The 22,581-nt window shown below is 31.6% G+C and carries 27 protein-coding genes and 1 tRNA gene; 15 read left to right on the plus strand and 13 right to left on the minus strand.

What is annotated here, in order from left to right:
• Window positions 1–2: 2 nt before the first annotated feature.
• The 3 genes from OO712_RS09680 to OO712_RS09690 are packed head-to-tail and all read right to left on the minus strand — an operon-like array spanning window position 3 to window position 1,377.
• Entirely contained in the window at window positions 3–434 is a 432-nt protein-coding gene (locus OO712_RS09680) for a cupredoxin domain-containing protein (RefSeq protein WP_109877727.1), read from the minus strand.
• A gap of 2 nt (window positions 435–436) precedes the next feature.
• Window positions 437–697 carry a cytochrome c oxidase subunit II gene (locus OO712_RS09685; protein WP_109877728.1) on the minus strand — a complete coding sequence of 87 codons (261 nt, stop codon included), beginning with the start codon at window positions 695–697 and terminating at the stop codon, window positions 437–439.
• Window positions 698–753: 56 nt separating this feature from the next.
• Entirely contained in the window at window positions 754–1,377 is a 624-nt protein-coding gene (locus tag OO712_RS09690; protein WP_109877729.1) for a histidine phosphatase family protein, read from the minus strand.
• Window positions 1,378–1,428: 51 nt separating this feature from the next.
• Between OO712_RS09690 and npdG the strand changes: the two genes are divergently transcribed.
• From npdG to OO712_RS09705, 3 genes are read left to right on the plus strand one after another with little or no spacing between them, the layout of a single operon-like run.
• Complete coding sequence (npdG, locus tag OO712_RS09695) at window positions 1,429–2,097, plus strand: NADPH-dependent F420 reductase (RefSeq protein ID WP_109877875.1); 669 nt, start codon at window positions 1,429–1,431, stop codon at window positions 2,095–2,097.
• Window positions 2,098–2,115: 18 nt separating this feature from the next.
• Window positions 2,116–2,349: a hypothetical protein gene (locus tag OO712_RS09700; protein ID WP_109877730.1), complete on the plus strand. Its 234-nt coding sequence runs from the start codon at window positions 2,116–2,118 to the stop codon at window positions 2,347–2,349.
• Window positions 2,333–2,731, plus strand: a complete 399-nt coding sequence (locus tag OO712_RS09705) for a pyridoxamine 5'-phosphate oxidase family protein (RefSeq protein ID WP_109877731.1) — start codon at window positions 2,333–2,335, stop codon at window positions 2,729–2,731. The genes OO712_RS09700 and OO712_RS09705 overlap by 17 nt, the downstream gene beginning before the upstream one ends.
• On the opposite strand, the gene OO712_RS09710 is transcribed toward OO712_RS09705, so the two are convergent.
• On the minus strand, window positions 2,725–3,900 hold the full coding sequence (locus OO712_RS09710) for an aminotransferase class I/II-fold pyridoxal phosphate-dependent enzyme (protein ID WP_109877732.1): 1,176 nt from the start codon (window positions 3,898–3,900) through the stop codon (window positions 2,725–2,727). The two genes, OO712_RS09705 and OO712_RS09710, sit on opposite strands and share 7 nt — an antisense overlap.
• Window positions 3,901–3,944: 44 nt before the next feature.
• Here OO712_RS09710 and OO712_RS09715 point away from each other — a divergent pair.
• Window positions 3,945–4,019 (plus strand) — tRNA-Arg (locus OO712_RS09715).
• A gap of 42 nt (window positions 4,020–4,061) precedes the next feature.
• On the plus strand, window positions 4,062–4,550 hold the full coding sequence (locus OO712_RS09720) for a hypothetical protein (RefSeq protein ID WP_109877733.1): 489 nt from the start codon (window positions 4,062–4,064) through the stop codon (window positions 4,548–4,550).
• Here the strand turns inward: OO712_RS09720 and OO712_RS09725 are convergent.
• A complete protein-coding gene (locus OO712_RS09725; protein WP_109877734.1) occupies window positions 4,514–5,107 on the minus strand; it encodes a hypothetical protein in 594 nt (197 codons plus the stop codon). The two genes, OO712_RS09720 and OO712_RS09725, sit on opposite strands and share 37 nt — an antisense overlap.
• A 115-nt stretch (window positions 5,108–5,222) precedes the next feature.
• Between OO712_RS09725 and OO712_RS09730 the strand changes: the two genes are divergently transcribed.
• Together OO712_RS09730 and OO712_RS09735 are read left to right on the plus strand one after the other, a co-directional pair.
• A complete protein-coding gene (locus tag OO712_RS09730; RefSeq protein ID WP_109877735.1) occupies window positions 5,223–5,462 on the plus strand; it encodes a hypothetical protein in 240 nt (79 codons plus the stop codon).
• Between the two features lie 167 nt (window positions 5,463–5,629).
• Window positions 5,630–6,277, plus strand: a complete 648-nt coding sequence (locus tag OO712_RS09735; RefSeq protein WP_109877736.1) for an SDR family oxidoreductase — start codon at window positions 5,630–5,632, stop codon at window positions 6,275–6,277.
• A gap of 2 nt (window positions 6,278–6,279) precedes the next feature.
• Here OO712_RS09735 and OO712_RS09740 read toward each other — a convergent pair whose 3' ends face one another.
• The 4 genes from OO712_RS09740 to OO712_RS09755 form a co-directional block, all read right to left on the minus strand.
• Complete coding sequence (locus OO712_RS09740; RefSeq protein ID WP_109877737.1) at window positions 6,280–6,918, minus strand: PqqD family peptide modification chaperone; 639 nt, start codon at window positions 6,916–6,918, stop codon at window positions 6,280–6,282.
• A 39-nt stretch (window positions 6,919–6,957) separates the two neighbouring features.
• Window positions 6,958–8,013 (minus strand): S-methyl-5-thioribose-1-phosphate isomerase, encoded by a 1,056-nt coding sequence (gene mtnA, locus OO712_RS09745; RefSeq protein WP_109877738.1) that lies wholly within the window; start codon window positions 8,011–8,013, stop codon window positions 6,958–6,960.
• A gap of 641 nt (window positions 8,014–8,654) precedes the next feature.
• Entirely contained in the window at window positions 8,655–9,431 is a 777-nt protein-coding gene (locus OO712_RS09750) for a formyl transferase (RefSeq protein ID WP_109877739.1), read from the minus strand.
• A 2-nt stretch (window positions 9,432–9,433) separates the two neighbouring features.
• A complete protein-coding gene (locus OO712_RS09755; protein WP_146196012.1) occupies window positions 9,434–10,297 on the minus strand; it encodes a polysaccharide deacetylase family protein in 864 nt (287 codons plus the stop codon).
• Window positions 10,298–10,741: 444 nt separating this feature from the next.
• Between OO712_RS09755 and OO712_RS09760 the strand changes: the two genes are divergently transcribed.
• The 3 genes from OO712_RS09760 to OO712_RS09770 are packed head-to-tail and all read left to right on the plus strand — an operon-like array spanning window position 10,742 to window position 13,645.
• Window positions 10,742–10,930, plus strand: coding sequence for a hypothetical protein (locus OO712_RS09760; RefSeq protein WP_109877741.1), 189 nt, complete (start codon window positions 10,742–10,744; stop codon window positions 10,928–10,930).
• A 17-nt stretch (window positions 10,931–10,947) separates the two neighbouring features.
• Window positions 10,948–11,937 carry a 6-hydroxymethylpterin diphosphokinase MptE-like protein gene (locus tag OO712_RS09765; RefSeq protein ID WP_225866939.1) on the plus strand — a complete coding sequence of 330 codons (990 nt, stop codon included), beginning with the start codon at window positions 10,948–10,950 and terminating at the stop codon, window positions 11,935–11,937.
• 58 nt (window positions 11,938–11,995) lie between these two features.
• Complete coding sequence (locus tag OO712_RS09770; protein WP_109877742.1) at window positions 11,996–13,645, plus strand: B12-binding domain-containing radical SAM protein; 1,650 nt, start codon at window positions 11,996–11,998, stop codon at window positions 13,643–13,645.
• 1 nt (window position 13,646) lies between these two features.
• Here the strand turns inward: OO712_RS09770 and OO712_RS09775 are convergent, their stop codons facing one another.
• A complete protein-coding gene (locus OO712_RS09775) occupies window positions 13,647–14,591 on the minus strand; it encodes an iron-containing alcohol dehydrogenase (protein WP_109877743.1) in 945 nt (314 codons plus the stop codon).
• A 61-nt stretch (window positions 14,592–14,652) separates the two neighbouring features.
• Here OO712_RS09775 and OO712_RS09780 point away from each other — a divergent pair, with 61 nt between their 5' ends.
• The 4 genes from OO712_RS09780 to OO712_RS09795 are packed head-to-tail and all read left to right on the plus strand — an operon-like array spanning window position 14,653 to window position 17,330.
• Entirely contained in the window at window positions 14,653–15,549 is an 897-nt protein-coding gene (locus OO712_RS09780) for an isocitrate lyase/phosphoenolpyruvate mutase family protein (protein WP_109877744.1), read from the plus strand.
• Window positions 15,546–16,034, plus strand: coding sequence for a thiamine pyrophosphate-binding protein (locus OO712_RS09785; RefSeq protein ID WP_109877745.1), 489 nt, complete (start codon window positions 15,546–15,548; stop codon window positions 16,032–16,034). The genes OO712_RS09780 and OO712_RS09785 overlap by 4 nt, the downstream gene beginning before the upstream one ends.
• Window positions 16,027–16,578, plus strand: coding sequence for a thiamine pyrophosphate-dependent enzyme (locus tag OO712_RS09790; RefSeq protein ID WP_109877746.1), 552 nt, complete (start codon window positions 16,027–16,029; stop codon window positions 16,576–16,578). The genes OO712_RS09785 and OO712_RS09790 overlap by 8 nt, the downstream gene beginning before the upstream one ends.
• A gap of 2 nt (window positions 16,579–16,580) precedes the next feature.
• Window positions 16,581–17,330, plus strand: a complete 750-nt coding sequence (locus OO712_RS09795; protein WP_109877747.1) for a phosphocholine cytidylyltransferase family protein — start codon at window positions 16,581–16,583, stop codon at window positions 17,328–17,330.
• Here the strand turns inward: OO712_RS09795 and OO712_RS09800 are convergent.
• Window positions 17,327–18,451, minus strand: a complete 1,125-nt coding sequence (locus tag OO712_RS09800; protein WP_109877748.1) for a sulfatase family protein — start codon at window positions 18,449–18,451, stop codon at window positions 17,327–17,329. The two genes, OO712_RS09795 and OO712_RS09800, sit on opposite strands and share 4 nt — an antisense overlap.
• 17 nt (window positions 18,452–18,468) lie before the next feature.
• Entirely contained in the window at window positions 18,469–19,839 is a 1,371-nt protein-coding gene (locus tag OO712_RS09805) for a helix-turn-helix domain-containing protein (RefSeq protein WP_109877749.1), read from the minus strand.
• Window positions 19,840–19,966: 127 nt separating this feature from the next.
• Between OO712_RS09805 and OO712_RS09810 the strand changes: the two genes are divergently transcribed.
• Window positions 19,967–21,097 (plus strand): lipopolysaccharide biosynthesis protein, encoded by a 1,131-nt coding sequence (locus OO712_RS09810; RefSeq protein ID WP_109877750.1) that lies wholly within the window; start codon window positions 19,967–19,969, stop codon window positions 21,095–21,097.
• 8 nt (window positions 21,098–21,105) lie between these two features.
• Here OO712_RS09810 and OO712_RS09815 read toward each other — a convergent pair whose 3' ends face one another.
• Window positions 21,106–22,455 carry a sulfatase family protein gene (locus OO712_RS09815; RefSeq protein ID WP_109877751.1) on the minus strand — a complete coding sequence of 450 codons (1,350 nt, stop codon included), beginning with the start codon at window positions 22,453–22,455 and terminating at the stop codon, window positions 21,106–21,108.
• Between the last annotated feature and the right edge of the window lie 126 nt (window positions 22,456–22,581).

The raw sequence follows: 22,581 nt of genomic DNA on the forward strand, positions 1-22,581 counted from the left end.
TATCAAGATGAAGGCTCCTCCACAATTAACTTGCCTCTCATATTATAGTGAATCAATCCACAATACTCCCTGCATTGAATATCATGTTCTCCCACATCAGTTGGTGCAAACCATACAGTGTTAACTCTACCAGGGATCGCATCCATCAAAACAACGTAATCATGAATATTAAAAGAGTGATTGACATCTTTGGATTCTATTTCAAATTTGTAGGCTTTGCCTTTTTCAACATGTAACTCGCCAATTTCTTTTGTACCGTCTTCATGTTCAAAAGACCAGAACCATTGCTGTCCAGTAACTTTGATAATTTCTGCATCAGCAGGAACATGCTCTACTAGTCTTTCAGCCTCCCAAGCTTCTGCTCCTACCCAAACCATCAGTGCAGTTACGACTCCAATGTAAACCCATTCAGGCCAGTTAGAGTGTCCGCCCAATTCTACCAGTCCGTCCCCTCATATGGAGTTGGTTTTGCTTTGGGATGAGATTCTCTGAATCTCCAAACTTGCCAAATTATAGTACCGGATACAACAGCGCCAACAACAAATGCGATAGTCATCATTCTAAAAAATAAATTCCAAATAATTGCTCTACGATCAAGATATTCTCCAGGCTCATCACCTGCAGCAAACGCTGACTCTATAGCTGGAATAACCACTATAACTGCCAATACCAAGAATAATCCGACCAATTTCTTCATTAGCGATTGAATGACGTGGCCAATAATTTCTATTTAAGGGTTTTCAAGATTACTAGTTATATTCTAAGATCGAATCTTGATGGATGCATTACGTTAAGTCCTGAAAGTGAAAACTTTCGATCTTTTTCTCTAAAGAGATTAAGAGATGCATTCTCTATAATTAGCTCAAATAAATTAGTAGGAGACAAATCAACTATAGTAGACAGCATTGCTTTGATTGGATCCATATGAGTTACAAGAACTACATTTTCATCCGGATGTTTTTCAATGACGTGATCAACTATTCCCAAAACTCTTTTTTTGACTTCGGCAAAAGTTTCCACACCGTTATGAGCTATTTCTAGTTCACCATTATAAAATTTCATAAAGACATTACCATGACTGGTAAAAATTTCATCATATGGAACACCAGTGAATTTTCCCATATCAAGCTCAATCAATCTATCATCAATTGTAACATCAAGAGAGTTGTGTCCTCCGACAATTTCTGCAGTATGTTTTGCTCTCTCAATTGGACTAGAGTAAATTGCTGAAACATTCATGTGTTTTAGTAGTTCAGCGGTGTGTTCTGCTTGTTTAATTCCAACATCAGTTAATGGGACACCTTCTGTTCTTCCTGCTAGAATTCTCTCAACATTATTTTTTGCCTGACCGTGTCTTAGGAAAATGATATGTCCCAATCTGAACGGAATTCAAATAAAGATAATAATAAGATTGTCAGACGAATAATAATGAAGGTGGGAATTATTGGTGGTACTGGTGGCATGGGCAAAGGTTTTGCTCTGAGATGGTCACAAAATCATGATGTCATAGTTGGCTCTAGAGATGCTGCACGAGCGGCAGAGTCAGCAGTTGAATATACAAATCTTGCAAAAGAAGCATTTGGCGAAATTAAGGGATCAATTTCTGGAGGCGACAATGTTACTGTTGCAAAAGAAAGTGATGTTTTGATTTTATCAATTCCCTATGAGAATATTGATTCAGTGTGTTCTGGGATTTTACCTGAAATAAGAGACAGTTGTGTTGTAGTATCCCCAATTGTTCCAATGACAAAGACGGATGTTGGATTTGAGTGTGTTTCAATTAAGGAGAACAAGCCATTTTCATACAAACTTGTGTTAAATCATATGAAAGACAAATCAAAACTAGTTTCTGCATTTCATGTCATATCAGAGAAGAAACTAATCAATCCCACACTGGAATTAGATTACGACATATTTGTCTGCGGAGATGATGAATCAGTCAAAGTTGTCAATACTTTGATTGATGAAATAAAAGGATTGAGATCAATTTACTTGGGACCAATTGAGCTATCATATCTTGCTGAAATGTCAACACCGTTACTACTTAATGCAATGATTAGAAACAAGATAAAGAATCCTGGAATCAAAATCATCTAAATTTGATTTTCATTAATCATGAGTTACGAATACTACAGACGCGGTAGAAATTGGTTTACCGCAATCGGGGTATTATTTTGTGTGATGGGCGGAATTGTCCTGATTCAGCAGTTATTGATTTGGGGTCCGGAATTTGTTGAAGAGTTTCTGATAAATTCTGATTTTACCAACGAAAAAGTATCTGCTGCAATGATTGCCTTTGGGATTTTTATGATAGTATTGGGATTTAGAAAGCATGGGCAAAAGAGATGAATTCTTACAATCTCAGAAAATATTACGATTATCAACTATTGACAAAAAAACTCCGCACATAGTTCCTGTCTGGTACAGGTATAGTGGAAAAAAATTCTACATTGGAACAAACACTAAAACTGAAAAAGCAAAGAATGTAAAAAGAAACAAACATGTTGCATTTTGTGTGGATGTGGGAATAAAGTCACCTGATATTTATGGAGTAATGGGACAGGGAGAAGCCAGTCTGATTTTGGAAAATACCAAAGTAAAATTAATTGCAAAGAAAATTCTCTTACGATACTTTGATGATATCGAGAACAAATCTGCAAAAGAATTGCTAGATGATACTGATTGCATCATAGAGATAATTCCAAAAAAGTTTTCAGTTTGGAGTTACTGACTAACAAAGTCTTGGATTTTGTTCATTGCAGAATCCAGTATCTCAAGACTTGGAAGATACACCAGTCTGAAATGTCCACTGCCATATTGTTCTCCAAATCCTGAACCGTGGACTGTTAGCACACCTTTAGTTTCAAGTAACTTTGTTACAAATTCTTTGTCAGTTCCAAATCTATTGTCTTCAATTTTTGGAAATGCATAAAATGCACCTTTTGGATTGGGGCAAGAAAGTCCTGGCATTTCATTTAGCCGCTTTACAACCAAGTCTCTTCTTTTTTTGATTTCAGATACAAACTCGCTAATGTAATTTTGAGGACCGCGAAGCGATTCCAAAGCTGCATGTTGCACTGGAAGACTGGTTGCAATTCTTACTCTTGCTAATTTTGGCAAGTGTTCTCGTAGATTATCTAATTTGGATGATTGGTTAAATGCAATGTATCCAATTCTCCATCCAGACATCAGATGTACCTTGGAGAAACCATTAAGAACAATTACAGGCGAGTCTCCTGCGACTTTGCCAATCCCAACAAATTCATCATCAAAAATTATTTGATCATAAATTTCATCGCAGATAATGTATAGATTGTTTTGGTTTGCAATGTTTACTAGTTCTTTGAGGGATTTTTCGTTGAATACCACACCGGTTGGATTGTTTGGACTGATTAAACAAATAGCTACTGTCTTTGAGGTAATTTTGGATTTGATATCTTCAATGTCAGGTGTAGAGTTTTCCAAGTCTACTGCAAACTCTATTGGAACTCCGCCATGCAATCTAACATAGGAGGCATATGGAGGATAATACGGTCCAGGTAACAGCACTTCGTCACCTTCTTCGACAATTGATGATATCACCATGTCCAGTCCTTCAGAGACGCCGTTAGTGATTAGAATTTCATCAGATGATATGGATAGTCCTTTGGTATTTTCTTTTTTTGCTATCTCCTCTCTTAGTTCCAAGAGACCTTCAGATGTGGAATAGTAATTTTCACCTCTGTTAATTGCATCAATTAGAGCTTGTTTTACATTGTCAGGTGGCTGAAAGCCAAACTGCACAGGATCACCAATGTTCAGATAATCAACATTCATTCCTTTTTGTTGTACTTTGCGTGCAGCAACTACAATGTCTCTAATTGCATATTCCACTCCTACAACTTTTTTTGATACCTTCAAAGTATCTAGACAGATATTTAGGCCCGTTAAAATCTTACTTGTTTGGACTCGTTGCACAGTCTGGATAGTGCGAGCGGCTTCGAACCGCTAGGTCGAGGGATCGAAGCCCTCCGAGCCCTTTAGATTATCTTATAAAGTAAATTAATTGTAATTATGATGAAATGAAATTATCGTTATTCAAACTGGGATTGAGTTTAGTGATAATAGGAATGGTTTGGTGCTCATTTATTTTTGCAGAATCTGAAAAAACTAGTGATTCAATAATTCTAAAGCAGTCAAACTCTTTTGAATTAAAATCAGAGTTTATGGGAGAAGACATTGGATTTTACAAATTATTCATGCCAGAGTTTTCAGGCGAAGAGATTTTTGTGCAGATATTGGATTCTCAAGACAACGTAATTCAAGAGGAAAGAATTCAGACAAAAATGTCAGTTGGGTATTTTGACTTTGAAGACGGCACATTTACAATCAAAGTGACAAACATTTCAAAAACTCCAGTCGATTTGCAAATAGAATTTGGGGATACAAATTCTCATGAGATGGTTCCTGCAGGCATTTTGGTTCTTGCAGGAGCTGTTGCAATGATAATAATATCATATTTTAAAATTCAAAACTACAAGATAGAGCATCCAGAGGAGAATATCTCATAAACTTGAATGCATTGAATGGTATGGCCAAAAATCAGCACCAGATTAAAGATCAGCCAGGTTGTAAAAAACAAAAATGTAATTATTGAGAATGGAAGTAATAGTTTGAGTTTAGTGTGTTCTCTGTTTTTTAGGATTAGCACTCCGCCTAATGATGCAAGAACTAGACCCAGTTCCAGAGGCTGGTGAGACCAAGAGATCAAACCGTCAATACCAAAGAGATCATGAGATATTGAATCTCCAAATCCTGCAATTATTTGAACTATGGATCCTGCAATAACTAATTTAATTCCGGTTTTAAGAGAACCATGAACTGATCTTCTTAAAATCAACATGCTGCCCATGATTGCAGCACACGCAGTCATTGAGACTCCAGTGTACACTACCATGTGAGAAGGGCTCCAGAAAAATTCTGGTTCTTTTTGCAGATGAGATATTGCATCCCAGAATCCTGCTGAAACTACCACGACAGGGCCTAGTACTGCAAGAATTGAAACAAGAAAAACCAGAGTGCTAGATTTTGTAAGAGTGGAATTTGATAATCTTTGAATTAGTTTCATTTGTATTATTTAATGAAAGTGGGTTATTTGTAATATTGTAAGAATATTAGAAAAATTCGACATTATGGGTAATTTTGTGAATTAACTATATTAGATGATAAAATCAAGTTACTTTATGAGTCCTGGAATAGGATTAATGAAAAGGAGATTGGAAAAGGAAAAGGAGGCCATAGCTTTGGCAGTATCAGGTGTTGCAAAAAAATATGATGTAAAGCCTGACGATATCCAAACTTTGGAGACAAAATATCATGATGACGCAGGTGATTGGTATGTTGCATTAGGTTGGGGTGAGAAAAAGGCTGTTATTCAGATGGATTCTGTATTAGGTACAATTACAGAAATTAAGGAAATCTAAAAAATTCTCATTAATCTGGTTTTTAATTTTCATCTAACTCAGGTCATGATCCGTGCTAGTTATTTTATATTCATATGTGTCGCCAGTGAAACTGAAACAAAATTCAGAAGATTGAAAAACTCTAGAGTTACAAGAGATTTAATTATCTTGAATCGTTTTGAAAATATATGACCAGCGCAATTATTCTTGGCGGCTCCAGGGGAATAGGAAAGGCAATTGTCGAATCACTAAAATCCATAGATATTGACGTCTTTGCAGCCTCTAAAAACGACATAGATACATCAGATTTGGATAGTGTCAGGAAATTTTTGGGCAGTCATGGTAAAACGGACATACTGGTATTGAACACTGGCGGTCCCACACCAAAACCGTTCCATACCATTACTGAAGATGATTGGAAATTATATCACAATCAGTTGTTTTTGGGATTTTGTATGATATTACAAAACATCAAGATTAATGATAATGGGTATATCTTTTTGATCAGTTCAAGTGTAATCAAGGAACCGAACATGAAATTGATAATCTCTTCGGCTTATCGTGCTGCATTCAGCGAGGTTTTCAAAGTATTAAGCAAAGAATACGCTCAAAGAAACATCAGTTGTGTAAATATTGCTCCCGGACCAATCAATACGGATAGAACTCGAGAGTTAATTGAAAATATAGAGGAATACAAAAAATCATTACCCATGAGAAGACTAGGAGAGCCTGAAGAGATTGGAAATTTTGTCAAATCAATTATTGAAAACAAGATAAAGTATCTGTCAGGTGTAACAATTAATTTTGATGGTGCAAATTCAAACTATATTTACTAGAATTATTTTTTAAATTCAACATTTGGTGTGTCTGGTTGTCCTGCAATTGCAATCAATCCGCCTTCTCGTAGCTGTTGCAATAACTGCATGACTTCTTTTTCTACTTGGTTTCTCTGTAGGCCGGTTTGTTGAGCAAACACCTCAACTAGTTCTGTGACTTTGCGTTGTCCGTTACATGATTTCCAAAAATCAACTATTGCCTGATTCACCATGAATCCTTGATCATGCTCGTTGGCCAATACCATGGAGCCGTCTTCTTGTTGTACTAGTTTTCCAACTCCTTGAGGTAGGGCAGTTTCATAGTTTATTGGCGCAGGAGTATTCATTGCAGCGCCCATGTTTTTTAGTTTCATTTTTCCCTCATCAGTCATTTTATCCATTGACCATGCAGGTTCCCATACGATGTCAATTTTTACATTGTTCACTCCAGGAACTTTTTTTGCGTATCTTGTTGCATCCTGGACCAAAGTCTCATGTAAGGGGCATCCTTGAGTAGTCATTGTCATTTTTATGTTGACATCATTATTTTCTGCAACATCAATTCCATAGATTAATCCCATCTCCACTATGTTTAGAGGAACTTCGGGATCCATGCATTGTTTTAGAGATTCTTCAATGGCTTGTGGAGAAACGGTACTCATATTGTATATGGGACTTTGAAAAACAATAAAAACTTTCTATTAATTAGCTTGAAATAATTTTGGGATTGATTCTTCATATGGTGCTCTTGCAACGCCTTTTTCTGTGATAATTCCCGAAATTAGTTCAGGCGGAGTCATGTCAAATGCCGGATTTATGACATTAATATCATCAGGTGCCGTCTTTTTATCACCAATTCCAGTGACTTCGTTTCCTTTGCGCATCTCAATGATTACATCTTCTGCTTTGGTTTCCAAATCAATTGTGGATAACGGTGCTGCAACATAGAACGGGATTCCGTGCTGTTTGGCCATTGTTGCCACCTGATATGTTCCAATCTTGTTAAAGACATGGCCAGTCTTTACAATTCTGTCAGCCCCTACGACTACTTTGTTTACAAGTCCGTTTGCCATAGAGTAACCAACTGCAGTGTCTGGAATTAGACTTACATCAAATCCATCATGCTTTAGTTCAAAGGCTGTTAATCTTGAGCCCTGCTGGATTGGTCTAGTTTCCGTTGCTATGACTTTGATATTCTTTCCACTCTCTCTGGTTGCTCTAATTACACCTAGTGCAGTACCATATGCTACGGTAGCTAAAGCTCCTGCATTGCAATGAGTCATTATAGTATCATTATCATCAAAAAGAATAGAACCATTCTTTCCCATTGCCTTGTTGATTTCAATATCATCTTCGGCCATTTTTTTAGCAGTTTCAATTACTAGTTTTTTAATTTGCTCAACTGTTTCTCCTGTTTTTGCAATCTTCATGATTTTGTCCAATCCCCAACCCAAGTTTACTGCGGTAGGTCTTGTAGAATAGAGAATTTTTCTTGCTATTTCTAAATCTGAAATTAGTTCATCTTTTGTAGTTGCTTTGCTTTGCAAAACTGCTAGTGCCAATCCAAATGCACCGGACACTCCTATAGCTGGAGCACCTCTGACTATCAGAGTTTTGATGGCATCTGCAACTTGGTTAAAATCATCATATTCCACAAAGACAAGTTGGTTTGGAAGTTTGGTTTGATCTATCATTATTACTTTGTTGTTTTTCCACTCTACCGTTCGTAAGGAGGAATCAACTGCAGTATTGTCCATTATTCATATCAAAATTAGGCTTTTTAAAAATCAATTGGAAAAATGCTTTGTTAAATAATTCTCATTAATCTGAAAAATAATCACATCTGGAAACTAAAATAGAAATTGAATATACAATTAAAATTAGTCATTAAATTTCTTTCAAGAATTACTCAAGATAACACGCCAAAGTACAGGTGCGTATCAGATTTGATGGAACTTGAAAACACTAGAATTAGTATCACGCGCTTACTCTCGCGGCAGGAGAGAATACGATAAAGAGTACAAGTTTAAAGTAGATTCTAGTATTGTTGGTCCTTCGATGAGTGGGGAGTTTTATGATTCGTAGGTTCAGAGAAGGGCAGAAATAGATAGTCTCAAAAAATATCAGAAATCTATGAAATCATTAGGCAGAAGCAACCTTGCAAACATGTACTCTAATCTTCTCAAGGATTCTTAGATTTACAAATATCAAAACTATAAAAAGTGAATATTATTCATTGGTAAAAAATAACAGGTTGATGTATAGATAAATTTGCTGAAGAAGAAATGTAATTTGATCTTATATAAGCACCCATCTAATCACATCAGTACGCTAATGAAACACAAAAATATTTTAGCCATGATAAAGAAATAGACTTGTCAATTTGTATGAAAAATATTTATAAATCAATTAGTTTGATTGATTTTTTGGGTTTTGAGAGATAATTTTCTATCAAGCCATTTTCCAAATTATTTTTATATTTCAATAAAATTTCTTCGTTAAAATCAATTGTTTTATAGTATTTTTCATCAATACTCCATTGTTTAATACGATTCAATTTTTTACCTTCTTTGATCATTTCCATTATTTGTATCAAAGAATCAACACTTGATTGAATCACCTTGCATCCTACTGTGTGAACGTTATCTCCTAATTTGATTTTGGGTCTTGTATGACATATTATGTCGCCAGTATCAATACCAGAATCAAGATGTAAAATAGTTGAGCCGACATATTCCAATTCATTATTTACAAAAGGCCAAAAATTTGTTCCACTTCCTCTATAATATGGAGACAATCCCAAGTGAAGATTGATTGTACGATCAGGGGGCATTAAGGATAACAGTGGTTCTCGTATAATATATGAACCAAAAATAAACATCACATCAGGCTGAAATTTTTTGATTGTTTGATAAACATATTCAAGATTAACTTCTTTGTAAAGTATGGGTAAAGTTTTTGCAGTAAAGAAGTCATTGTTTGGAAAGAAAATTTTTTCAGTTTCATTTCGTAGTCTGAAATGTTCGCTTATTGTGGATTGATCTTCTAATCCAGTGCTTACGGAATCATTTTGTTTACATTCTGAGATAATTAATGTATCATCAGCTTTTGAGGCCAAAGAATTTGCCAAGAATTTGTGTCGAAGTCCGTTGCTAGTCAAAATGACAATTTTCATTCTTATTTTCCTATGATAATCTCTTTTATGATATTATTTAGTTTAAACGAAGTGTCACTGCTAGTAGGCTGATATCGACCTAATTCATACGGCGATGTATTTTTTGTATTAAGAATTTCTTTAACTGTAAAAGCAAGCTTGTATTCATTAGTTTTTTTGATTAATTCAGATGAAGATAAGCAATCATCTTTTCCGCCAAACGGATAACTGAATGAATTAACTTGTGTGTTAAATTTTTGTTCCAAATAATTTTTTGGAAATATGATTTCTTTTGCAAAATCGGCAAGATTTAATTCAGTTGCAGCAACAGAAATGTGTGAATGTGTGTGAGTTCCTATATAGTGACCCATTTCAAGTATTTTTCTAATTTGGCTTTCTGTTAGATGAATAATATCAAGTGGGTTTTTGTATTGAGTACAGAATAAATTTTTGTAAATATCTAAAAGAATTTTTCTAGAGTTATAGAATCCTAGTTTATACTTGAAAGTTGATTTTATTTTAGATATTGTATCCCAAACATTATCTGTATCTTTTGAATACTGTATATCAAATAATTTTTTATCAAGTTTATTATTTTCCAAAATTGTTCTAAATTCTTTTAAGAATTTTTCTACACCAAAAACTGCGATAGTGTAGTGAATTATTATTGGATTCGCAGGTAATTTTTCTTGCAATATACATGTAGGTATAAAGAAAATTGCAGATATGTTTAGTTCATATAGAATTTTTGCAGCAGTAAAGTGATCAGATAATCCGTCATCAAATGTTATAAGAACTCCCGAGCTTTTTTCATGAAAACCAGTGCCACCATAAGAAATATTCATGGCATCTTCAAGAGAAATTATTTGATAATTTTTTTGCAACATTGATAGATGATTTTGAAATTCATCAATATTTGTTCCAAGAATTCGTGGAAATGGGTCGGTTTGTTTACTTTGACGTATATAATGATAACATAGTCCAACATAACTCGAATTGATTTTTTCTAGATTATTTGATTGCAAATTATCCCTATTATTTTATTCAAATGCTGTGTTGCTTAATATTTGTTGAAAATTGTTTTAGATGATTTGGAGTAGGATAATTTCATCTCAATATAGAAAGAATCAGAAATTTTCTTCCAAAAAATATTTTGGGGTAATTTTATAGTCATAGAAAAATACGTCATATATTATAAAAGACAGATAGTCATAGTTGAACAACAGGGATTTATTTTGTGCAGCTAGATAAATACAAATTAGTAAAACAATTGTAAGTTTGTTGTGTTTTTTGGATGTATTTAAATAATCTTTAGAAAATATTAACACAAATTGAAAACAAATTTCCGAAAAAATGAAAGCACACCATCACAATCTGAAGATAGCAATGAGGATTCAGGAAAAAAAGATCTCACTCAGAAAGAATTTGAAGAATATATTGCTAAATCAGGTGCCAAAGGCTCATTCATGGTTTATAGATCGACTAAAAAAGATGAAGAATTAGGGTTAGATGAATTATAATATCATTATAGGTAAAAATGTCTAGAAATTTGTCTTCATCAAAGGAATTACAAAAAAGTATAGAAGATATAATGAAGAAAAAACAATATGAAAATTTTAATGAGTGGGTTACAAATTTTGCATCAAATTTACCTGATATTTGGAATGAAAAATCCGCCAAAGAATTAAATTCATTAGCAAATCAAAGTGAAAAACATTCTGCAATAGTTATTGGACGAGGACCGTCAATCAACAAACATGAACATCTAAAATTGCTTGCTGCAAGTGACTATCAAGGTACAATAGTATGCTGTGACGGAAAATTAGCTGATGCACTAAATGCAGGAGTCACTCCAGATAAATTTCCAAAATATTTTGTTGCAACAATTGATCCCTATCCCACCATCAAAAAACATTATGAACATGAAATTATCGATTCATATGGTTCTAAAATTAAAGGAATTTTTACGATCATTACAAATCCTAATGTAGTTGAACGTGCACGACAATCTGGGATACAAATACATTGGATTCATTCTCTTTTTGATTATAACGAAGGCATAAAATCATTCAATAATTTGTCTGCCCTAATGATTAGAGCAAAAAATAATTTGCATGGTTTACCAGGAATTCAAACTGGAGGTAATGTTGGTACGGCATCTTGGTTTATCGCTTGGCAAATTCTAAAGTGTACTACAGTGGCATTAATTGGAATTAATCATGGTTGGGAGGAGGAAGATTCTTGGGAGACTATTATTTATCATAACAACAAAGATGAAATTTCTAAAGGGGTAGATAGAAACAGTCCTTCATTTAATAGATTATTTAAAAAAATCTACAATCCGGATTTTAATTGTAATTGTATTTTAGATCCTCTCTTCCAATTTTATAGTGAGGCTTTAAAAGAATTTATTGCACGTTCTCCAGAATGGGTGACAACCATTAATGCAACTGAAGGAGGCTCTATTTTTGGTGAACGGATATTATCTATGAAATTCAGTAATTTTCTAGAAAAGTATAATTCTTAATGAAATATCTAATTGCAAACTACACTGATTTAAATATTGAATTGTCGTCTTTTTAATATTGAAAGTCTTATTTGTGGTACCTGAAATTAGGCTAGATAGTTCACCTAATCATTTTCCATTCTGGGCAGGAATTTTAGCAGCAATTGTTGAACAAAAAGGTGGAGAAGTAGGAATTTTAGATCTTAATGCTCTGAGAGTTAAATATGGCGGTAATCAGGTTCCATCAAAAATTATTGCTGATGAGATTTCATCAGAAAAGTGGGATATTATAGGGATTGGAGGTTTAACCACAACCTATGCCAGAATTAAACAGCTTGCACCACTAATTAGAAAATTTGCCCCTGATTCGTTATTTGTTGGAGGCGGAGGTTGGAGTTCATACAATCCTACAGAGATTCTTGAACTGATTCATGAACTAGATGTAATTGTTATTGGAGAAGGAGAAGAGACATTTGGAGAACTTTATGATCAAGTCAAAAATGGTTCAAGAGATTTTGAAAATGTTAATGGATTGTGTATAAGAAATTCAATTTCAAAATATGAATTTACATCTCCTAGAGCTCTCATTTCAGATTTAAATACAATTCCTTTTCCGGCTTATGATTTGATGGAAACTGAGATTTATTTCAGATTTTCATCAATTCCGTTATCTGCAGATAGTTTTAATTCAAAAAGACGTGTCTCAACAGTTTGGGAAAGGGGTTGCCCTAGAGGATGTACATTCTGTTCGCATAATGGAATGTCTAGAATAGATTTACAAAATATTTATGGTGAAGGAGATAGAAAACAAGGAGAAAAACTAGTAAGAATTTCTGATAAAGAGAACGATACCTTTCAATTACCAGCAAGATGGCCTTCACCAGAATATGCCGTAAATAATGTAAAATTGTTAAAAGAAAAATTTGATATTGATTTTGTTTCAATTTTGGATGAAAATATGACTAGTAATCTTAAATGGACAAAAGAATTTTGTGATTTGTATGTAAAAGAAGGATTGAATGAGACTGTAAAGTGGGGCACTTTAGGGGATGCTCCCAGTGTAGCTGTAAAACCTGAAATAATTACAATTATGAGGGATTCAGGTTGTTCATACATTTCATTTGGATTTGAATCTGCATCAGACAAAGTATTAAATCAAGACATACAGAAAGGACAATTACGTACACATTTACAAAAAACAGTGGAGACATTAAAAGCTGCAAAAATGACACCGATTACAACTTTTATGATTGGTAATATGCATGAAAATATCAATGATTTGATGGAAACGGTAGATTTTTGGATTGAAAATGGAGCTGAAATTGATCCATTTATTTGTACACCATATGTAGGAAGTCCAATATTTTATGATAACAAAGACTATTTGTTACAACAATACGATACCAAACTAAAACTTGTAGCAGAAGGACATGCTAAAGTTGATGATAAAACTTTACAAAAATGGAAATTATCAGCGTTAGATAAATTTATGACCGAATGTGGAGATGCGACAAAATATACAGCTACAGTAAGCCAATACTTTACAATTCCAGAATTATTTGCATTAAAAGAATTTATGTATAAACACGATACAACAAGAATGTTACAAATGGCACATCAAAAATTTGATGAAACAGGATTAGAACAATGGAAACATGACGACAAATGGAATAAATATTGTGAAGTGTGCAAGGCCAAAGAGGAATTATCTCTAAAAATTTCTTCATAAATTAAGGAAATATTTTTTGAGAGTTAATTGTTTGTAACATTTTTACTATATCATAATTTGAAACAATTTTGGGATTGTAATCAAGATGTTTTCTATCAAACTGTATAAGGTTTGCAGCTTCACTCAAATTTTGAGTTAATTGAATTGGTTCAAAATCCAATTTAAAAACCAAATCTTTAAACCGTTTATAAAATTGAGAGTTATTGAATTGGTGAGCAATAGTAGTGGTAAATGCTAATGCATGACCATGTGAATAACCTTCATTTGAAAAAACGTATGATAGTGCATGACCCAATGTTGTTGATGAATTTCCAAATCCTAAACCTGAAAGCATGGAACCATATGCTAAATTTGATAAGTTATTGCTAAGTATTGCATTTTCTAAAATATTAAATGCTTTTAAACACAAAAATTTTGTGAATGTATTTGCAAGTTTACTGTCATATGCTTCTGAACATTGTGCACATGCATCTATTGCAGAATTTTTGATTACTTTGTCTGATGCAGAATTTAAAAAGAAAGGATCTACAATTGCAACATCAGCTAATAATTCATCAGCATGAAAACTTATTTTTTTACCATCTATTTTTAAAACTGAAATTCTTGTTACTTCACTTCCACTTCCAAAAGTAGTAGGAATTAAAATTTTAGGTTTTTTTAATTTAAATGCAACATATTTTGCCACATCTAAAGAGCTGCCTCCCCCAATTCCTATTATTGAAGAATAATTATGAGTAAATTTTGAGAGAATTTTAGTTACTGTGTTCATTGAAGGGTTTGATTCAACCGAATCAAAAACTTCATAATTTTTGATTTTTAAATAATCAATCCATCCACGTGATATTGCTCCTGATGAGGTTATAACTAACGTGTTTTCTGGATAAGAAAATTGACAGCAGGAATTTTTTCCAAAAATAATTTTTTTAGGTTGACGTATAGTATACAATTAACGATACATATTTTCGAATATGCTTTATAAGTAAAACAATCGAGACTTGATAATATCTATGACAAATTGTAAAATTTTGAAAAGAATGGTTCAATCAAAACCGATTGTTAAGATTGGGGGGGCATTTGATGCATTATCTGCAAAATTAGTTGAAACCTCGGGATTCGATGCAATTTGGGCAGGAAGTTTTGCAATTTCAGCAACTCATGCTCTTCCAGATGCAAGTATTCTAACAATGACAGATTTTTTGAGATCTGCTGAAAATATGGTTGATGCATGTAATATTCCCGTTATTGCTGATTGTGATACAGGTTTTGGGGGTCCACCAAATGTAAGTCATGCAGTAAAAAAATATGAAAAAGCCGGTATTGCGGGAATTAGCATAGAAGATAAAATTTTTCCAAAACAAAACAGTCTTTTAAAAAATTCAAGACATGAATTGTTACCAGAAAAAGATTTTGTTGCAAAAATTATTGCAGCAAGAGAATCAAAAAAAGAGGATGATTTTATGATAATTGCCAGAACTGAAGCATTAATAGCTGAAAAAGGGATGGATGAAGCTCTGAAAAGGGCAAATGCATATGAAAACGCTGGAGCAGATGCAATATTAATTCATTCAAAAGAAAATACACCAGAAGAGATTTTTGAATTTTCTAAAAAATGGAATAGTGAAATTCCATTAGTTGTAGTTCCTACGTCATATCCATCTGTAAAACTAGAGGAATTGATTACTCATAAAATAAAAATGGTAATATATGCAAACCAATCATTACGTGCAGCACATAACGTAATGTCAAAAGTATTAAAAGATATTATTCAGAAAGAAAGTATAGATAAAATAAACATCGAATTATCAAGTATGGAAGAGATTTTTAAACTTCAAGAAATGTATAAGATAAATGATCAAGAAAAAATTATTGAAAGTAATTTAAAAAAAATGGGTTATATTAATTGAAAGAAAAAACACAGAGAGATATTTTTAAAATATTAATGAAGAAAGGTATTGAAAATTTTATTGGTGTTCCAGATTCAACAATAAAATATTTTATTGATGAAGGGTTAAAGGAAAAAAAGATTTTGATTACAACGAGAGAAGAAGAGGCAATAGGTATTGCATCAGGAATGAGTCTAGCTGAAAGTGCATCGTTAGTATTTATGCAAAATGCAGGTTTTGCAAATTCACTTAGTACAATTACTTCACTTATTCAACTTTATGAAATTCCAATGATATTATTAATTGGCTGGAGAGGATTTTTGAAAAATGATGCTCCAGAACATGAAAAAATTGGAAGAATACAACAAAAGTTGATCAAAACGATGGAAATAGAATCAAAGATAATTGATGATAAAAATTATAGAGATGTTTGTGATTGGGCCATAATAAAACTGAAAAAAGGAGAATTGGTGGGTTTAATAATTAAGAGGGATTTTCTTGATTAGAAAAGAAGCTGTACGACTTATTGCTAAAGAAATTGGTGATCAACCAATAATTTCATCAAATGGTTTTATGAGTAGGGATGTATTTGAGACAAATGAAAAAGAGAATAATTTTTACATGATTGGTTCAATGGGTTTAGCTTCGTCAATAGGATTGGGAATTGCATTAAAAAAACCCAAGCAAAAAATTCATGTTTTCGATGGAGATGGAAATATTTTAATGAATTTAGGTTCTTTAGTGACAATAGGATCATTAAAACCAAAAAATTTAGTTCATTTTATTTTTGATAATAAATCACATGAATCTACTGGAGGTCAGCCAACTAGTTCTGATAAAATAGAATTAAAAAAAATTGCCCAGGCTGCAAAATTTAAAACATTTGAAATTATTAATAAAAAACAAATAAAAAAAATAATGTCTAAAGTTAAGAAAGAATCAGGACCAATATTTGTCATTGTTAGAATTGACAAAGGAGGAGAAAAAAGTATCAGAGTAGGTATTGCACCTCCAAACATTAAAAATAGATTTATGAAGTCATTAAAATAAAAATGAATGCAATTATAATAGCTGCAGGTTCGGGTAAGAGAATAAGTAATGAGGTAAAAGATATTCCAAAATCAATGGTAAAAGTTAATGAAAAATCAATTATAGAACATCAAATATCAGTGCTGAAACAAGCAGAAATTGATGAAATTTATGTGATTACTGGTCCTCATAGTGAAAAATTTGATTTAAATCATGTAAAGTACATTAAAGATCAGAACTATACCGAACATGATATTTTAGGAAGTTTAATGGAAGCAAAGAATTTCTTAAAAAATGATATACTGGTGTTATATTCAGATATAATTTTTGATTTACCAATTATTCAACAAATGTTAGATTCAAAAGATGATATTTCAATTGCAATTGATATGAATTGGGAAAAAATGTATGAAGGAAGAACATTACATCCTAAATCAGAAGCAGAAAATGTAGAACTTAATTATGCAAAAAAAATTATCAAAATTCAAAAAAACATACAAAATAATAATAATTGCATAGGTGAATTTTTAGGAATTGTTAAATTTTCGCCAACTGGATCAAAACTTTTTGTAAAAAAATATGAAGAATTAGCCAAAACACATATTGGAAACTTTCAGCAAGCAGATTCCATTTCAAAGGCATATCTAACAGATATGATTCAAGAATTAATTGACTCAAATATTCACGTGGAACCAATATTCATTTCTGGAAAATGGTGTGAAATAGATACCATACAAGATCTAAGAAATGCTGAAAAAATTTTTAAAAATTAATCTTTTGTTTTAATTATTTTTTCTAATTCATTCCAAAGAATTTCTTCAATATCATTTTCCTCTCCAATCAAATTATTGTTTTCGTCAGGATCATGTTCAAGATCATAGAGTTCCTTTGTTCCATCAAATTCATTAAAAATTAACTTCCACTTTGAATTTCGGATAGATTTTACGTTTGGCTCTTTAGGAGGAGCTTTTTCATGCAATGGATTGCCTGTTTCTGAAAAAGCATAAAGTTCAGGATATGAGGCTCCATTAATCAATGGAAGAAGAGAAACTCCATCTAATTTACTATACTGATCATCCAAAGGAATTTCTAAATAATCTAAAATTGTGGGCATAAAATCAATTGTTCGTATTTGTTGATTGATTTCTTTAGAATTATAATTAGGAATTAAAAAATAAGTAAATGTTTTCAACGTATAATCATAACAAAATGCACCATATGCTCTCTCACCGACTTTTTCACCAATACTAATTCCATGATCTGACATTACCAAAATAATGGAATTGTGATCAAGATCTAGTAGAAAAATTTTTTCTAGAATTTCATTTAGGTATATTTGAGCATCATTAAATAAAGAATCATATCGAAAATTATTTTTTTCTTTATTCAAAAAAAAGTCCTCACTGAAATTATCATATATTTTTAAAACTTCATTCATTATCCCAGTATGGATTTTACTATAATGTAAATAAAGAAAAAAATTCTCACAATTAGAATTAGAGGTTATCTCATCTAGCAAATTCTTATGTCGTTCAATTAAATTGTCATTTAACTCATCGTGTATCACATAGTTATCAAAACCTTGTTTTGGAACAACTAATTGGTTAATTACGTCTGCATGAGTATAGTATTTTTCATCTTTCAGATATTCTGTCAATGTTTTAAATTTATTTTTTTTAAATTTGTAAGTTGACCAATAGCTGTTAGTACCAGTTCTTGAACCATAACTTCCACTAAAAACTGCATGCATTGCAGCTATTGTATGAGGTCCATAAGTGATTGAATTTTTGAAAAAAATTGATTTTGATTGTAAGTTTTGAAAAACAGTAGAATTTTGTGCTTTATCCAGTCTTCCACCATCAATCATTATTATGATAACATTTTTTCGATTCATGATTAAAAAAGTGATAATTAGTTTTTGCCTTGTGGATCAAACCATTGCATTGTTTCTGAAATTGCTCTTTGTGCATTTTTTTTTCCAACAATAGACAATTCTCTTTGAGAATCTCCTGCTATTTTACCTCCGATCCTTAAAATCAATAATTTTCCATTACCCCTAAAATTATGACTAATGAATGGTTTTCCATAGATAGAATCACCTGGATTGATTCTTTCAGAATAATTTTTTTCGCCATATTTCCAGTTTACAGTGATAGTTGTATCTCCAACATTGTACACATATTGATGTAGACCAGATTGTAAATCATATTCAGAATTTTCAGAATTTCTTATAATAACTTCAAATGCTTTAGAAAAAGGTAATGCAGATGTACCTGCCAATTCAATAAATTCGTATGCTTTTGAATTTTCAGGGTAGAGCCATTTCCTACATTTATCATGATACTTCACAATTACTTTGTTTTCAGTCTTATCATTAGGAAGTAAATCTCGAATATTGATAGTTAGTGCATTAGCAATTTTTTGAAGATCAGACATCTGAGGAAATTCTAGTTTATTTTCAAAATTTTTTATCTTATCAACATCTAAGCCAGTTCGTTTAGATAATTCTTCAATGGAAATATTAGAAATTTCCCTATGAAATTTGAGTAATGAGCTACTTGCTGATTCTTTTGTAGAGAAATCAAGTGCAAATTTTGAACCTAATTCAACTGATAATCCAGACAACTCTTGTTGAACATCACCAGTAAGTTTTCCACCATAAGTTAGAGCAAGAATCAAACCATTTTCTTTACATCCTTTTCGTGAAGTAAATGTATGAGGCGTAAAAGGAGTAATATACATAGAATCACCAGTGTTCATTATCGCAACTTTTTTGTTTCCAGATTCATCTTTATAGTAAAAATTCACATCACCAATAAAGTAAGTAAATTGATGCATAAAATGGCCATTATTCCATTGAACATCAAGATTAGTAGGTTCATTATCATCAACATAACATAATTCAAGTATCCATTCCGGTCTAAATGGTGCTACAGTACTCATAGCAGTATCTCGGTATTCATAGTATGGTCTTCCAGCTCTGTTCATAATTCGACTAGATTTTTGAGATTCATCAGCACGCATGATTTTAATTCCCAATGGGCAATCATCTTGAACAATGTAAAAATCCCTAGCATTAATTGGCCAAATTTCTATTGCTTTATTGATTAATTCTGGAGTAAGTGGTTTTGTTCCTTCTATTATTGCTTGAATTTCTTCTAGCGTAACATTCAATTCATTTGCAGCATCTTCAGGTCTTCTTTTAATATCATTTAAAATTCCAAGGAAATTTTTTCCTGATTTAATTTGATGTAAATTAATAATACTTTCTTCTTTCTGCATAAAATTTACTACTAATTCTGATAAATAGTCTTTTCGTATTTTTTGAGTTAATTTACAAATTTTTACTTAATTATCCAGAATTAAATGATTAATCAAAGTAATAAACAAGATAATAAAAGACGAGTCATTGAAATTAATCAGAAATTTTGGTTCTATGGTGGCCGGAGATACCATTTCTGGATCTATTGGAAGTGTTTTTTGGTTATTTTTAGCCACATTGTTAACTGTTAGTGATTATGGTCAGATTCAATTTTTGATAAGTATTGCAGCTTTAGCAGCTGGTTTCTCAATGATAGCCAATAGTAATACAATAACAGTTTTTGAAGTGAAAAAGAAAGATTTGACAGGAATTTTATTTTTAATATCATTAGGAATTGGTGGAATTGTATCTTTAGTTTTAGTTATAATTTATTCTAGAATAGACATCATTTTCCTTACATTTGGAATCATAGTAGGTGAAATGGTAATTGGGTATTTTTTGGGGAAAAAATTATTTTATAAGTATGCAACATTTTTAATTTTACAAAAAATCTTAATGATATCTCTTGCATTAGGATTATATTTTTTCATGGGTTTAGATGGAATAATTTATGGAATCAGTTTATCATATATTCCTTTAGTAATAATTGTTTTAAAAAACATCAAAGAATCTGAATTTGATTTCAAATTACTTAAAAAAAATTCAGGTTTCATAATTAATAATTATGGAACAAGACTTGTAGTTTATTCAAAAAGAAATTTGGATAAAATAATTATTGCACCAATTTTAGGATTTCAAGTATTAGGGGAATTTGCTTTAGGATTTCAAGTCTATCTTGTAATGATGTTATTTTCAAGCATATCTTTCAAATTTTTGCTTTTAAAAGATTCAGAAGGATATAATTCAAAAAAATTCAAGATGTTTGTTTTTACAATTTCAGTATTAATTTCTATTCTAGGTGTTTTTATAGCACCAATTGTGATACCAACTTTATTCCCAAATTTTATTGATTCAGTTGAAATCATTCAGATTCTTAGTTTAGCTGTAATTCCAAATACAATAGTATTATTTTATTCTTCAAGTTTCCTAGGAAATGAAAATAGTAGAGTTGTATTAACAGGTGTTATTATGAGCACAGTAGTGTATTTGTCATTAATAGTGTTTTTAAGTCAAACTTTAGGATTGCAAGGAATAGGGATAAGTTTTGTATTGAGTTCCATCATTTACGCAATATTTCTATCAATCATTCATAAAAAAACCAAAAATCTAAAAATATAAAAAATATTTTACATATAACCCATTTTTTTTAATTCTTCTTCTATTGCACCTTCGTCGTCTTTAGAAATCTCATATTTAATAGGAATTGAATTTTTTTTCATGTTCACAATAATTTCTTCCATGGAAATTACTACTGATTGATTTTTCTCAGCAATGTTATTTTCTTCATTTGGATCATTTTCTAGATCATAAAGAGTAACATTTTTTGTAGAATCATTTCTAGACCGCCAGTATTTGTATTTTGGAGTTCGTAATCCTATAATGTTTCCATGTAAAGTAGGATTTTTCGCATTTTTGAAATTTCTAGCACCTGTTTCAATATACGTATAAGAATCCTTTTGAGACGGATTAGAAATTAAAGGGACTAGGCTTTGACCATCAATATTTTTTATATTGGAAGAAATTTCCACCAAATCAACAATTGTTGGAAAAATATCAACTTGTTTAACTTGGTTTGTAATTATTTTTGGATAATTTATTCCAAAACCGGTAAAAATCAAAGGTATTCTAATTAACTCATCAAAAAGATGGTTTTGGCCTCTTCCTTCTAATGCAATAAGTTCCCTATCAGAAAGTTCTTTTGAAAGTTTGGCAGACTTATATTTTCTTTTTAGAGATTGATATGCTACAAACAATCTTAAACCTAGAGGCTCCAATATAGGTAATTTTTGTTTGCCTTTTTTCAATAAAATATTTACTTTAGGAATTTTTCCCCAATCATCTACAACTGGAATATGATCACCATGATCTGCACTAATAATCAATAAAGTTTTTTTTAAATCAATTTTTTCGAAAAACTTTCCTATCCAAGAATCAATTGCCGAAATCATTCTATCATAAGGAGTTTTTCCAAATTTTTCAGAATCAAATTCTTTTGGAACGTAAAAAGGTGCATGTAAATCCATTAAATGAATATAATAAAACCAGGGTTCAGTAAGATTTTTTTCTAATCGTTTAACAATTTGTTCACCTATTCCACCTACAAGTTGAAGCCATGATTCTCGTTTATCATAAACATATGCATCAGTTTCTGTCATATTTGCTGTCATTTTAAGAAAAAATGAAGAGTCAGGTATTGTTGCATATATTTTATATCCATTGTCTTTTAAAATTTGAAAATATGTTTGTGTGTTATTATCATAACTAAAGTGTGTAATTCCTGTTTTGAAAGGATATTTAGCTGTGACTAAACTACCGATGCTTAATCCCGTAGTATCAGATGTACTAATAGCTTGAGTGAAACAAAGTCCATTTTTGATCAGATTATCAATATTTGGTGTTAAAGAGCTCTTATTTTTTCCATAAATTTTATCTGCTCGTAAAGAATCAATTGTCAATAGTAAGATATTTGGTTTCATAATTCTCACTTTTTATCTAGTATATTGAAGAGAAATCATGTAGGTATATTAAAGAATTTAAAAAAACAATAATGCATAGATAAAATTATCCGTTAAGATATTAAAATCAATGGTGTAAAATTAAGG

The organism is Nitrosopumilus zosterae (assembly GCF_025998175.1).
GTDB classification, from domain to species: Archaea; Thermoproteota; Nitrososphaeria; order Nitrososphaerales; family Nitrosopumilaceae; genus Nitrosopumilus; species Nitrosopumilus zosterae.